The 13,738-nt window shown below is 41.3% G+C and carries 10 protein-coding genes; 6 read left to right on the top strand and 4 right to left on the bottom strand.

Annotation, left to right across the window (positions count from 1 at the left end; genetic code table 11):
• The first annotated feature begins 2 nt into the window (after positions 1-2).
• Positions 3-641 carry a tRNA-uridine aminocarboxypropyltransferase gene (locus F0227_RS20380; protein WP_171755092.1) on the top strand — a complete coding sequence of 213 codons (639 nt, stop codon included), beginning with the start codon at positions 3-5 and terminating at the stop codon, positions 639-641.
• A gap of 14 nt (positions 642-655) precedes the next feature.
• Here the strand turns inward: F0227_RS20380 and F0227_RS20375 are convergent, their stop codons facing one another.
• From F0227_RS20375 to xylA, 3 genes are all read right to left on the bottom strand, one after another.
• The gene (locus F0227_RS20375; protein WP_171755091.1) at positions 656-859 is read right to left on the bottom strand and encodes a DNA alkylation repair protein; all 204 of its coding nucleotides are present in this window, start codon (positions 857-859) and stop codon (positions 656-658) included.
• Positions 852-2,177: an anti-phage deoxyguanosine triphosphatase gene (locus F0227_RS20370; protein WP_171755090.1), complete on the bottom strand. Its 1,326-nt coding sequence runs from the start codon at positions 2,175-2,177 to the stop codon at positions 852-854. The genes F0227_RS20375 and F0227_RS20370 overlap by 8 nt, the downstream gene beginning before the upstream one ends.
• A 207-nt stretch (positions 2,178-2,384) precedes the next feature.
• Positions 2,385-3,704 carry a xylose isomerase gene (gene xylA, locus F0227_RS20365; RefSeq protein ID WP_171755089.1) on the bottom strand — a complete coding sequence of 440 codons (1,320 nt, stop codon included), beginning with the start codon at positions 3,702-3,704 and terminating at the stop codon, positions 2,385-2,387.
• A gap of 504 nt (positions 3,705-4,208) precedes the next feature.
• Between xylA and xylF the strand changes: the two genes are divergently transcribed.
• From xylF to F0227_RS20350, 3 genes are all read left to right on the top strand, one after another.
• On the top strand, positions 4,209-5,204 hold the full coding sequence (xylF, locus tag F0227_RS20360) for a D-xylose ABC transporter substrate-binding protein (protein ID WP_171755088.1): 996 nt from the start codon (positions 4,209-4,211) through the stop codon (positions 5,202-5,204).
• Between the two features lie 65 nt (positions 5,205-5,269).
• On the top strand, positions 5,270-6,793 hold the full coding sequence (locus tag F0227_RS20355; RefSeq protein WP_171755087.1) for a xylose ABC transporter ATP-binding protein: 1,524 nt from the start codon (positions 5,270-5,272) through the stop codon (positions 6,791-6,793).
• Positions 6,790-7,965, top strand: a complete 1,176-nt coding sequence (locus F0227_RS20350; protein WP_171755086.1) for a sugar ABC transporter permease — start codon at positions 6,790-6,792, stop codon at positions 7,963-7,965. The genes F0227_RS20355 and F0227_RS20350 overlap by 4 nt, the downstream gene beginning before the upstream one ends.
• Positions 7,966-8,164: 199 nt before the next feature.
• Here F0227_RS20350 and F0227_RS20345 read toward each other — a convergent pair whose 3' ends face one another.
• Positions 8,165-9,403 (bottom strand): DNA-binding transcriptional regulator, encoded by a 1,239-nt coding sequence (locus F0227_RS20345; RefSeq protein WP_301338383.1) that lies wholly within the window; start codon positions 9,401-9,403, stop codon positions 8,165-8,167.
• A 171-nt stretch (positions 9,404-9,574) separates the two neighbouring features.
• Between F0227_RS20345 and xylB the strand changes: the two genes are divergently transcribed.
• The gene (gene xylB, locus F0227_RS20340; RefSeq protein ID WP_171755085.1) at positions 9,575-11,026 is read left to right on the top strand and encodes a xylulokinase; all 1,452 of its coding nucleotides are present in this window, start codon (positions 9,575-9,577) and stop codon (positions 11,024-11,026) included.
• Between the two features lie 415 nt (positions 11,027-11,441).
• Positions 11,442-13,541, top strand: a complete 2,100-nt coding sequence (locus tag F0227_RS20335) for a methyl-accepting chemotaxis protein (protein ID WP_171755084.1) — start codon at positions 11,442-11,444, stop codon at positions 13,539-13,541.
• Positions 13,542-13,738 lie beyond the last annotated feature (197 nt).

Raw genomic sequence — 13,738 nt, 5'->3', positions numbered from 1 at the left:
ATATGTCTCGATATTGTGCTCAATGCGGTAGAGCAAAAAAAGCGTGTATCTGTTCAATGATACAGACAGTGCAGGCGAAAACGCAGCTTATCATTTTACAACATCCGACAGAAGTGAAGCGAGCCAAAGGGACGGCAAAAATTCTTACCTTATCTTTGTCAAACTGTCACTGTTTTATTGGCGAAGATTTTTCGCAACATTCGCCATTTAATGAGTTACTGCAGCAGCCCGGATACGATAATTTATTGCTTTACCCTGCTGAGAATGCCATGGAGTTGTCGCTACAGAATATACCCTCAGCAAAGCATAAATCATCAAGGCAGACTAAAGCTGATAAAAACAGTGTGCGTTTAATATTGCTAGATGGTACGTGGAAAAAGGCGTTTAAAATGTATCAGCTGTCAACAAACCTACATCATTTGCCAAGCTACCGATTAGCGAATAGTGTTCAAGGGCAGTATACAATACGGAAAGCACCTGACAGCAATAGCTTGTCTACGGTTGAAGCAGGTTATCACGCCTTATCGGTTATCGAGCCAGATTCTGATTTTACTCCCTTACTGTTCGCGTTCGAGCAGTTTGTTGAGGCGTATTTGCAGCAGGTTCCAGCAGAACTGGTTAAGCAGCGATATAACCGATAGAAAATAGCGACTAGCTAAAGAGAAGAACGGAAGAAGTTAAAGATATTTGCTTGCTGTAATGCTAACCATGGACGAGTTATCGTTCTACGTAGCGGTGTCTTGATACCCAAAAATAGAAACTTATCTTTTACATAAGCTCTCATTTTCTCCGCATTATCCAGATTCGCTGATGCTTCTAGTGTTTCTACCAGCAGTTGAAATTGTTGATTATTATCCATGAGATGAGAACAGCTGTTGGTGAAGTTTTTGTGCATAGCCGTCGGTCATTGCCGCAATATAATCACATATTACTCGCATACCATTGCCATCGTGTTCATTTGCCAGCAACCATTTCTGCTTGGTTGCATCGGGGAGTAGACGCTCTGGATCAGCACTTAGTGCCTCAAAAAGATCCATCACTATTTGTTGTCCTTTGTACTCTACAATTTGAACCTCTGGAATCTGAATAACATAGTCACTGACAAAGTGTTTAAATACCGCCAACGCTTTTGCTAAGTCGCCTTCCAAATAGGCGTTGCTACTTAGCAATTGGCTGTCGAATTCAGCATGGTGAACCTGCTGTACGTTGACACTGGTTAAGAAGGTATTGACGATGCCGCCAATGGCATCTTTGCGCTGGTAATGTTCTCCGGAAAACAGCATCTCTCCAATGGTACTGATATTGCTTTCAAACCATGCATCGCCACATTCGGCTAATTGACTGGCGGCAGCTTCCTGCCATTGATGGTGGTTCACCATTCCCAGCACAATGGCGTCCTCAAGATCATGAACACCATAAGCGATGTCATCTGCCAGTTCCATAATTGAGCAGTCGAGGGATTTGAAATTGGTTTTCCGGTGGCTTAAAGGAGAATCATCCACTTTACGGCTAGAACAGAACTGTTGTTTATCATTGTCAGATAAAGGCTCTAGTACCCATTCAAAATCCGGTTTGTCACAATTGTAGATGCCTTTGGCTGGTGTCCACTCTTTTGCTTTTAGCTTACGTTGATGAGATACCGGATTAGGTAAGTGCTCACTTCGTACTTCACTCAATAATGATGGATACTTTAATAAGCCAAGTAGTGTTCGTCTCGACAGATTCATTCCGTGAGATTTTGTGTATGGCTCCAATTGAGTCATGATGCGAAATGTTTGAGCATTGCCTTCAAACCCACCATGGTCACGCATGGCATAATTGAGCGCCACTTCCCCACCGTGACCAAAAGGAGGGTGACCAATATCGTGAGCAAGGCAGAGAGACTCAATTAAGCTGGCGGAAGGCAGTAATGCTTGCTTGTTAGGCTGTTTTTGTTCCAATTGAGCCAAAATGCCAGAGCCTATTTGCGCCGCTTCTAATGAGTGTGTGAGTCGAGTTCGGTGAAAGTCATTTACCCCGGTGCCATGTACTTGAGTTTTGGCTTGTAAGCGTCGAAATGCAGCAGAGTGCAAAATTCTTGCGCGGTCACGTTGATAAGGATCTCGGTGATCTTTACGTCTTAGTTTGTGTTCGTTATTGATTCTTTGCTGCCAAAGCGTTTGTTGTTTGTCATCCATAACGACTCCAAGCCAAAGTTATCTAAGGTAAATCCTTGAATATAATATGCGAAATAAGCGCTGGAAAAGCAAGCAGTTGCTGCTGTGTTAAATAGTGGATAGTAGAAAACGAGACCGAGAAGTGTGCAAAGAGAATAAAAAAAGAGTAGCTCGGGGGAAGCTACTCTTGAGTCACAGCCAGTTGTTTAAACTTCTGGTGTAAGAGGTTTACTTGTATAAATAGCTGTTGACTATATTTTCTAACAACTCCTGCTTGCCAGATTCTCTGCTTGGCTGAATATTGTTACTCATTGCGTACTTAGCGATATCTTCTAGGTTCAGGTCACCATTAAGAATTTGTCGGCCTAAGTCACGGTTCCAGCCCGCATAACGATTGGCAATATTCTGCGACAGTAAGTCATTTTCAATCATACTGGCGGCTATCTGTAGTGATTTCGCCATGGTGTCCATGCCGCCAATGTGGCCGTAGAAGAGATCTTCTGCATCAATAGAAGGTCGTCTCAATTTGGAATCAAAGTTGAAACCTCCAGTGGTGAAGCCGCCCGCTTTAAGGATCTCATACATTATTAACGAGTTTTCCTCTACACTATTCGGGAATTGGTCGGTATCCCAGCCTAGTTGAGGGTCGCCTCTGTTGGCATCGATGGAACCAAATAATCCCAAAGAGATAGCGGTGGCAATTTCATGCTGGAAACTATGTCCTGCGAGTGTCGCGTGGTTAGCTTCAATATTCACTTTGATCTCTTTCTCAAGACCAAACTGTTTTAGAAATCCGTATACCGTTGCGGTGTCATAATCATATTGATGCTTGGTGGGTTCTTGTGGCTTTGGCTCAATTAATATAGTGCCTTTAAAACCGATTTTATGTTTGTGTTCCACTACCATCTGCATTAATCGACCTAATTGCTCTCTCTCTTGGCGCAGATCGGTGTTTAATAAGGTTTCGTAACCTTCACGTCCTCCCCAGAGTACATAGTTTTCCCCACCTAATTGCTGGGTAGCGTTCATGGCATTAAATATTTGAGCGCATGCGTAGGCGAATACTTGAGGATCTGGATTGGTGCTGGCTCCAGACATAAAGCGTGGGTTAGAAAAGACATTGGCTGTTCCCCAAAGTAATTTCATACCTGTTTCCTGTTGTTTTCTCTCTAGTACGTCAGTCATTTCAGCGAAATTCCTAACATACTCTTTTAACGAGTTTCCTTCAGGTGACACGTCGATGTCATGAAAACAGTAATATGGCACGCCTAACTTGGTAAAGAATTCAAATGCGGCATCCGCTTTCATTTTTGCCATCTCCATGGCGCTACCATTTTTATGCCAAGCGCGATCGAAGGTACTGGCACCAAAAACATCCGACCCTGGCCAACAGAAATTGTGCCAGTAGCATGCAGCAAATCTAAGATGTTCCTTCATGGATTTACCAAGCACGATGGCTTCAGGGTCATAATGTTTGAAGGCTAAAGGGTTATTGGATTCTGTCCCTTCATATTTAATATTACTTATGTTTTTAAAAAACTCAGTCATGGCCATAAATTCCGTATTAATTGTTTTTGAGATTGAATTATTTAGATGTTAACTATATTGGAGATTAAATTTCAATTAACGATCAGTGTGCTTGGTTAATTTATATTTAGCTTTAATTTAAATTCATTCAATTATGAAATTTAGTAATAAATTTCATGTTTTTACTTATTGTGCTTTGGCTCTCATAAATCGTTAAATAGTGATATTTAGCTAAGAAAATCATATTTTTATGGTAGTAAATATCGCTTTATCGCCTTGGTTGTTGAGTTAACTTGTTGAAATTTAATTGCTTTAATCGGTTGGGTGAACTGGCTTTACGCTCTTCTTTAGCTGTTGCTTATTTATATCTTGATCACAGTTAGTTAAAAAAACAAAAAATCATAAATGTTAAATAAAATCCATGAAGAGATTTTTTCAAATAATAGGTTAGAGTTTTGAATATTCACAGTACAAGTGAATTGGTATACATAAAATTAAATATGACGTGATACAAAGGATAGTAGAATGAAAAAGATTATAACCCTTCTATGCGCTGTTCTAATTAGTATTAGTGCACCTGTTTTTGCAAAAACAGTAAAAATAGGCATGGTAATTGATGACTTGCGTTTAGAGAGATGGCAAAAAGATAGAGATATCTTTGTTAATACAGCAGAAAAACTGGGCGCCAAAATTTATGTTCAATCTGCCAATGGTAACGAGCAAACTCAGATCTCTCAGATAGAAAACATGATATCTCGTGGCGTGGATGTGTTGGTTATTATTCCAACCAACGGAGAGGTGTTATCAAATGTGATTAAGGAAGCAAAACAAGATGGCATTAAGGTACTTGCTTACGACCGCTTAATCAGTAATGCAGATATTGATTTTTACCTCTCTTTTGATAATGAAAAAGTTGGTGAGATGCAGGCTACAGCTATGTTAGAAGCTAAGCCGTCGGGTCGTTACTTTCTGTTAGGTGGGTCTTCTTTTGACCATAACGCCAAGCTATTTAGACAAGGCCAAATGAACATTTTACAGCCGAAAATTGATAGTGGTGACGTACAGGTTGTTGGTGACCAATGGGCGGATTACTGGTTAGCTGAGAATGCGCTGAAAATTATGGAAAATGCGCTAACGGCAAACAGCAACAATATTGATGTGGTTGTAGCGTCAAATGACTCCACTGCTGGTGGTGCGATTCAGGCTTTAGACGCACAAGGATTGGCAGGCAAAGTTGCCATTTCGGGGCAGGATGCAGATTTGGCCGCGGTACGTCGAATTGTTGATGGTACACAAACGATGACCATTTATAAGCCTATCGTGGCGCTAGCACAACGTGCAGCTGAGATCTCTGTGGTATTGGGTAATGACGATGAACCACGTTGGAATGCTCAGTTAAACAATGGGTTGAAAGACGTTCCTTCTTGGTTGTTAGAGCCTATTGCTGTTGATATCAATAACCTAAAGAAAACAGTTATTGCTGATGGCTTCCACAGCGAAAAAGACGTTTATCGTAAGTAACTATGAATGACATGCTGGCGCTGGATTGTATCTAGCACCACTGTCTTAATAAGGAGTAAGTTTGTATGTCTCCATTACTAGAAATGCGCGATATCGTCAAAAAGTTTGGCCCAGTTAAAGCGCTAGACGGAGTCAGTATTCGCTTAGAGCAAGGTGAAATTCTTTCTCTATGTGGGGAAAATGGGTCAGGTAAATCAACCTTAATGAAAGTGTTGTGTGGTATTTATCCAGCTGGTGATTATCAAGGCGATATCATTTTTAAAGGTAATAAAATAACGCCAAAAAACATCGCAGACACAGAAGCTCTAGGCATTGCTATCATTCACCAAGAGCTGACTTTGGTCAAAGAGCTATCCATTTTAGAAAACCTCTTTCTTGGTGCTGAGCTGTGTGATTTTGGGGTGATGAACTATGAATTGATGCATTTTGAAGCGGAAAAGTTACTGCAGAAAGTGAATCTGTCCGTCTCTCCTGAGACGATAGTTGGTGACTTGGGAGTGGGTCAGCAACAGCTCGTAGAAATAGCAAAAGCCATGTCAAAAAACGCTAAATTATTGGTGCTTGACGAACCTACCGCTCCATTAACAGAGTCTGAAACCGAAATACTGCTGAATCTGGTTATTGAACTGCGAGATTCGGGGGTAAGTTGTATTTATATCTCTCATAAGCTGGCAGAAGTTAAAGCCATTTCTGACCATATTTGTGTTATTCGAGATGGTGCTCACATTGGCACGAGACAGGCTGCGGGAATGACAACCGATGACATCATAACCATGATGGTTGGCCGCGAGATGAAACAGCTATTTCCTCGAGAAGAGCATGATATTGGCGAGCTCGTTTTGTCTGTCAGAGACGTGAGTGCATGGGATAAATCTAATGCTTCCATTGTAAAAGTCAATAATGCCGGATTTGAGCTGAGAAAGGGCGAGATATTAGGTATCTCTGGGCTAGTGGGAGCAGGTAGAACCGAGTTGATGGAGTGCCTTTATGGATGTTACCAAGGTAAACACCAAGGTCGTTACTATTTAAAAGGTCAGGAACTGCAGATAAGCAGCAGCCGAGATGCTTTGCAGGCAGGCATTGCTATGGTGCCGGAAGATAGAAAACGTAACGGCATTGTTCCCATTATGGGGGTTGGACAAAATATATCTTTAGCGGCATTAGATCAGTTCTCCAACGCCGGCGTACTGGATGACATAAATGAAGCCAAAGCGATTCAACAATCGCTGACTGACCTAACCGTGAAAACACCAAATAGCGTTCTCCCCATTAGAAACCTTTCTGGAGGTAACCAACAGAAAGCCATTTTAGCGCGTTTCTTAATGGTGAAACCGACGGTTTTGATTTTGGATGAGCCTACTCGAGGTATTGATGTTGGTGCTAAATATGAAATTTATAAGCTGATGTTCAAACTGGTTAAAGCAGGCATCAGTATCATCATGGTCTCTTCTGAACTACCTGAAGTTCTGGGCATTAGCGACCGTGTACTCGTTATGCACGAAGGGATCATCAAAGGCGACTTAGTGAACGAGAACCTTACTCAGGAAATTATTATGGATTGTGCGTTATCAGAAGGAGTAGCAGCATGATTGAACAATCGGATCAGTTAAACAAAACAAGCAGCATAGATCTATTGGGCAAGATTAAATCGATGAATGTTCAGTTGCTGGTGATGGCAGCGGCGATTGTATTTATCATGCTGTTCTTCAGCATTATGACAGACTGGAGCTATCTAACCCCAAGAAACATATCCAATTTATTTAGACAAACTGCAATTACCGGTATTCTGGCGATTGGTATGGTTTTTGTCATTATTAGTGGCGAAATTGACCTGTCTGTTGGCTCAATGATGGGACTATTGGGTGGTGTGGCCGCTATTTTAGATGTTTGGTTTGGTCTGCCTTTGCCTGTCACGATAGTGATAACATTAGTGGCGGGTTTTGCTTTAGGTGTTTGGAATGGTTGGTGGGTGGCCTATCGCAAGGTGCCTTCATTCATAGTAACTCTAGCCGGTATGTTGGCATTTCGTGGGATATTGATTGGTATTACGGATGGTACAACGGTCGCGCCTACGTCAGAGTCTATGGCGCTTATTGGACAAAGTTATCTTCCTGATATGGTCAGTTTGGTTTGTGCGATGGCAGGTTTAGCTCTCTATTTTGCTTGGCAGCAAAAACGCAATGTAACCAAGAGAAAGTATCAGTTAGAGGTGGGCTCTACTTCGTCAACATTAGCAAAAAGTGCTTTAATTGGTATCGCAGTGCTTACTATTATCGCCCTGCTTAATGATTACCGTGGCGTTCCTACACCTGTTCTGTTGTTGTCGATATTTCTTATTGCAGGCTCTTTTATTGCTACTAAAACTCGCTTTGGCCGTCGAATTTACGCCATTGGCGGTAATATTGAAGCGAGTCGTCTCTCTGGGATAAATGTAGAGAAGACCAAGCTGTCAGTGTATGCCATGAATGGTTTTCTTGTGGCCATCGCCGCGCTTATTCTGAGCTCTCGTTTAGGGGCAGGTTCGCCTTCTGCAGGGAATATTGCTGAGTTAGATGCCATCGCAGCCTGTGTGATTGGTGGAACCAGTATGGCGGGTGGTGTGGGTACGGTTATCGGTGCAGTTATTGGTGCTTTTATTATGGCCTCTCTGGATAACGGTATGAGCATGATGGATGTTCCCACCTTCTGGCAATACATTGTTAAAGGCGGAATATTGTTGTTGGCAGTATGGATGGACAGTGCAACAAAACAGCGTCGTTAATGTTGTGAGTAACCTCAAAAAGATTCGTTCATAGTGAGCACATCAATACGTCTAATCCTTCGATTCCATTCTTGAACTGAATGTATTGATGTTGCTTTAAATCTATTAACGTCAAGTTAGTTAGAGAGAAAAATAGAAATCCGCCATAGCTGATAGGTTATGGCGGATTTTTAATATTGGGTCACTTCATCTGGGAAAATTAACGAGAACTGCGCTCTTTATCCCGATACTCTTTTGGGGTGTGATTGATGTCTTTTTTAAACACCGTGTACATATATTGCAGAGATGGGTAGCCACAAAGCTCCGATATTTCTTGAATAGGTAGGTCAGTATTTCTCAATAAGCTACATGCTCTGTTGAGCTTGGAGTTATGAATTTCTTGGTGAATGGAGTGTCCTCGCTCTTCTTTGAAGCGGTTTTCCATATTAGAGCGAGAGATGCCCACATGACTTAATACCTGATCGACTTTGATCCCTTTAAAAGCGTGGTGTCGAATGTAATGCATGGCCTGTATAACATAAGGATCATTTAAAGCCTGATAATCGGTACTTTGTCTTTCATAAACTTTCGTTGGGGCGACCAAAACGTGTTGAATTGGTTGACCATTATGGGACGTTTTTTCCGTCTCACTCTGGTCAGAATGTGCCTTTTCTGTATGGACCAAGCGCTTATGTAGCATTTTGGCGGCCCTATAACCCATCTCTTTGCACCCTTGCCCGACAGAGCTAAGCGATACACGCGTTAAGTAGCGAGCTAACTCTTCGTTATCAATACCGATAATAGCGACCTTGTCTGGCACCATAATATTAAGATGCTCACACACTTGAAGTAAGTGACGGGCTCTGGAGTCTGTGACTGCAATAATGCCTGTTGGAGTGGGAAGGCTTTGCAGCCAGTCCGCTAAGCGGTTCATATCGTACTGCCATGTTTGTGATGAGGTATTACTACCTCGGTATACCGATCCCGTGTAACCGTCCGCTTTCACTAATTTGTTGAAAGCTTTCTCTCTTTCATGCGCCCACTGTTTCCAAGAATCGGCTGGAATACCATAAAATGCGAAGTTTTCTAGTCCTTTTTGTTTAAGATGCTGAAAGGCCAGCTCAACAAGAGCATGGTTATCTGTCGCGACATAGGGGACGTCTGGGTAATCATGATTATCTTCATAAGAGCCCCCCACGCCAATAACAGGAATATCGGTCTTCTCAAGCATTTTGACGATGTCGGGGTTATCAAAATCAGCAATAATGCCGTCACCTTTCCAGTCTTCAAAGTGCTCCAAGTGGGTGATGAAATCTTCTTCTAAGAAAATATCCCATTCACATTGTGACGCTTGTAGATACTCACCAATCCCTTCTATTACCTGTCGGTCATAGACTTTATTGGCGTTAAATAGCAAGGTGATTCTAAAACGTTTATCCATAGCTTCCGAGTCTTCCATGTCAATGTGCATAAATCTTATCAGGCGGTTGGTTTTCTCTATGTGATCTAATACTCGTTAGTGAAATCCGAGAATTTCACTAATAAAAAACGTAATTGTTCCTCTAATGAAACTGGACGACGATAGTTGATATTAAAACCCACGGCAGGTTTCTGAAGCAAAGGAAAAGGTATGTATATAGGAATTGATTTGGGCACATCTGGAGTAAAGGTGTTGCTGCTCGATAATGAAGATCAGATAGTTGCGACGCATTCTGAGCCTTTAACCGTCTCTCGACCTCAACCTTTATGGTCTGAGCAAGATGCGTCTCACTGGTGGAGTGCGACTGACAAGGGGGTGAAGAAGTTACAACAGCAGCATGATCTAAGCAGAGTTAAAGCGATAGGTTTATCTGGACAGATGCACGGCGCGACTCTATTAGACAAAAATGGTGAGCTATTGAGGCCGGCTATTTTATGGAACGATGGACGGAGTTTTGCTGAGTGCCAAGCACTAGAACATCAGGTCGTTAACAGTCGAGAACTTACCGGAAATATCATGATGCCGGGCTTTACTGCGCCTAAGTTGTTATGGGTGAAAAACAATGAGCCTGATATTTTTGACAAGGTTAATAAAGTACTGCTTCCAAAAGATTATCTTAGATACAAGATGTCTGGTGACTTTGCTTCTGACATGTCTGACTCAGCGGGCACCATGTGGCTAAATGTAGCAAAACGTGATTGGGATGATGCTCTGCTATCAGCGACAGGGCTGACTCGGAAACATATGCCAGATCTGTTTGAAGGTGATGAAATTACGGGGATTTTGTCTGAGGAGATTGCAGAACAATGGGGGATGTCATCTGTGCCCATTGTGGCTGGAGCTGGAGATAATGCCGCTGGTGCAATCGGGGTAGGGATCACTCAACCTAAACAAGCCATGTTGTCACTAGGAACATCGGGGGTGTATTTTGCAGTGAGTGATGGTTTTGTGGGTAATCCAGAGTCTGCGTTGCACAGTTTTTGTCACGCATTACCTCGAACATGGCACGCCATGTCGGTTATCTTAAGTGCCGCATCCTGTTTGGATTGGGTCGCCTCATTAACGGGTCAACCAGATGTTGGTTCTATGTTGAAAGAGGTTGAACAGAGTGCAGATAGAGAATCGAATGTCATCTTTTTACCTTACTTATCCGGAGAGCGTACTCCTCATAATGATCCCAATGCTAAAGGTGTGTTCTTTGGCATGACGCACTCTACCACCAAATTAGAGTTGGCCTTAGCGGTACTCGAGGGTGTGGGCTTTGCGTTGGCAGATGGATTAGATGCATTACATGCAACTTCGTTAGTGCCTGAGGAAGTGAACCTAATTGGTGGTGGCGCTAAAAGTGAGTTTTGGCGACAAATGCTGGCGGATATCACGAATATGAATTTGGTCTATCGAGTGGGTGGAGAAGTGGGCCCCGCTCTAGGTGCCGCTCGGTTAGCGAGACTTGCGGTAACGGAAGGACTAACGGTAAGTGACTGTTGTCCAATACCGGAGCTAAAGCAGCGACATACACCAAATGCAGAGAGAGCAGAACAGTATAAGGTTAAACGTGATAAGTATCGTTCACTTTATTTGTCATTATCAGCGCAATTTTAATTTATGTACTGAAAAAGTAAGATGATAAACAACACCAACAATAATTTATTATTTTGGTGTTGTTTATTTAACCCTCTGGCGACTTAATAGTCTGACTTATATTTTAATTGTTTTTAATTATTCTTAATATTTATTATTAATAACATATAGAATTAGATAATGTCACAGTTCTTAGTCTATCTATTTGTGCTCGCATCTAGTTACAGTTTAATCTATCAGTAAGCCTTTATTGTATGCATAACTATTGTAAATAGCATGTTACCTCCGACTTCATCACTAAGTTAAACATGAGGTATCAGAGCAATATTAATAAGTTATAGCTAGATTTTTACTTCAATGTACTTTTATTAAGTAAATTGAGTAAGTGGTTTATCCGTGCATGCTGAATTTAAAATTGAATAGGTAGGGATTTATTATGAAGTTTTCATTAACGGTTAGAATTGCATTATTGTCTATCGTTTCGATGGCCGTAGTATTGGTTATTGGCCTAGGGATTAATGTATATAATAACATTTCTATTCATGAAAAAATTAATCAACGAATCAGCAATGCATTTGATGATAACGCTCAATTAAGTATAAGTTCTGCTGTTGCGAAAGCGACAGGTGAAGTAGAAAACTTGTTGATTCCAGTGATTAAAAACTTGAGTATTCTTAAGTCAAATATGGAAATTTCGGCTAAAAAGGGAAAAGAGCCTGATTTTCTTTTATCGCTTTTTGAGGCCACGATGATGCCTCAGGACAAATCTGTTTTCTCTGGGTATATGGTTTTCGAAGACTCAACTTGGCAACCGAATTTTGAACGAACACCTTATGCAGTGAAAGGCTTGAACAAAAACAATAACCTAGCTCCTTTTTATTACCCAGATGGAAAGGGGGGATATGATTTTGTTGCAATGGAGTCATTTTCAAATACAGCTCTTAATTCAAATGGTGAGAGAACGGATGATTGGCACCTATATCCGTATGAAAATAATAAGTTGTTTCTCATGGAACCTTATTTTTATGATGTTCCTAGCCGTGGAAAAGAGTTGATAACTACAGTGAGTGATTCATTAGAGCTTAATGGTAAGCTTATTGGCAGTATCGGTTTTGACTTATCTTTAGAAAAAATTCAATCAATAGCTGTGAACTTAAAAGACTCTTTATATGGAGGAGCTGGCAGCGTAACGATTTTGTCTTGGAAAGGGGTAATTCTTGCTGATAGTGAAAATGCTGGCAATGTTGGAAAGAAAGTTTCTGAGGTTAGTGATTTAACGGTAGATAGTTTTAAGGTCAATAGTAGTAGTAAAAAATTGGTTTCTAATGGCGAATTGATTTCATTGTCTTCACCGGTAAATACAACAACAGCCAACCCATGGATTGTTAATGTCTCTGTTCCTAAATCAATATTAAATAAAGAAAAAAATAACTTTGATCTATGGTTAAGTTCCGAGTCTGCTAGTTCAATGTCGTTTGGATTGCTAGGGGGCATAGCGGCGCTTGTGTGCGGTGCTCTTGTAATGATTGTTACCTCCAGAAGTGCTACATCGACACTTAAGGATATTATTTTCAAATTAAGAGATATATCTAAAGGGGAAGGGGACTTAACACAAAGAGTTGAGGTGATTAGGCAAGATGAAACAGGTGAAATAGCTCGTCGAATAAATGAGTTATTTCTTAAATTACAAGGATTGATCGGTGACATTAAGCAAGTAGGAACTCAAGTTTCTGAAAGCGCCTCTATTAGTTCTGATAAAGCGAGTGGAATTAAATCTAAGCTAGATATACAAAATAACGAGATATCAGCTCTGACTGTGGCGGTACATGAGATGGCGACAGCATCAGACGAAGTAGCAGCTTCAGCTCGACGAGCATCTGATTCAACAAGTTCAGCACAGAATGAATGTGAAAGAGGCGTAGAAGAGATAGCAAACACGGTGGAACATATTGAAGTTGTATTTAAAGATCTTGCTAATGCTGAGAAAAAAACAACTTCTTTAGCTGAATCTGGTGCCAATATAGAAACGATATTGACCGTAATCGGTGGTATTGCAGAGCAGACTAATCTTTTGGCGTTAAATGCTGCAATAGAGGCAGCAAGAGCAGGGGAGCAAGGCCGAGGTTTCGCAGTAGTTGCTGATGAGGTAAGGGTTTTAGCGCAAAGAACTCAAGATGCAACCCAAGAAATTAATGAGATGATTGAGCTGTTGACTCGGGATACCAGTTCGGTAGTTTCTCTGATGAAAGTAAATAGCCAGAATGTTCAGAAATCGATGGATTCAGTGAAAAATGCCGAGCGTACTTTTGCGGGAATTAATGAAAAAATAGACAATGTAAATGAACAAAATCATCAAATAGCAGCGGCCGCAGAAGAGCAGTCGCGAGTGAATAGTGAGATTACTCGTAATGTTACGGCAATATCAGATATGTCTAGCGAGATAGATGCTATTGCGGATCAAGCGAAGAGCTTATCCGAAGAGATGATGAACAACTCAAATTCACTGAAAAACCAGTTGTCGGCTTTTAAAGTGTAGCGATTTGTATATAAGAGGTAGGCATATTATTGCTATGACATTGGATATGGCAGTGAACTTACAACTGTAATCAAGCCAGTTTATTATAATGAGCTGTACTAGCTCAGACCTGATCTGACAGTTACCCACTTTGTTGGTGCCTGTCAGATTATATCTGGGCTAGATTCTTTTCAGCCCAGATTAATTTCCCATCTAGT

Origin of the sequence: Vibrio sp. 99-8-1 (genome assembly GCF_013114595.1) — a bacterium.
GTDB lineage: Bacteria > Pseudomonadota > Gammaproteobacteria > Enterobacterales > Vibrionaceae > Vibrio.
This window is presented reverse-complemented; position numbering and strand designations above follow the sequence as displayed.

Excerpts from the sequence above, each read along its gene's own strand:
- F0227_RS20380 (WP_171755092.1), top strand. The coding sequence starts at position 3 with ATGTCTCGATATTGTGCTCAATGCGGTAGAGCAAAAAAAGCGTGTATC.
- F0227_RS20375 (WP_171755091.1), bottom strand. The coding sequence starts at position 859 with ATGGATAATAATCAACAATTTCAACTGCTGGTAGAAACACTAGAAGCA.
- F0227_RS20370 (WP_171755090.1), bottom strand. The coding sequence starts at position 2,177 with ATGGATGACAAACAACAAACGCTTTGGCAGCAAAGAATCAATAACGAA.
- xylA (WP_171755089.1), bottom strand. The coding sequence starts at position 3,704 with ATGACTGAGTTTTTTAAAAACATAAGTAATATTAAATATGAAGGGACA.
- xylF (WP_171755088.1), top strand. The coding sequence starts at position 4,209 with ATGAAAAAGATTATAACCCTTCTATGCGCTGTTCTAATTAGTATTAGT.
- F0227_RS20355 (WP_171755087.1), top strand. The coding sequence starts at position 5,270 with ATGTCTCCATTACTAGAAATGCGCGATATCGTCAAAAAGTTTGGCCCA.
- F0227_RS20350 (WP_171755086.1), top strand. The coding sequence starts at position 6,790 with ATGATTGAACAATCGGATCAGTTAAACAAAACAAGCAGCATAGATCTA.
- F0227_RS20345 (WP_301338383.1), bottom strand. The coding sequence starts at position 9,403 with ATGGAAGACTCGGAAGCTATGGATAAACGTTTTAGAATCACCTTGCTA.
- xylB (WP_171755085.1), top strand. The coding sequence starts at position 9,575 with ATGTATATAGGAATTGATTTGGGCACATCTGGAGTAAAGGTGTTGCTG.
- F0227_RS20335 (WP_171755084.1), top strand. The coding sequence starts at position 11,442 with ATGAAGTTTTCATTAACGGTTAGAATTGCATTATTGTCTATCGTTTCG.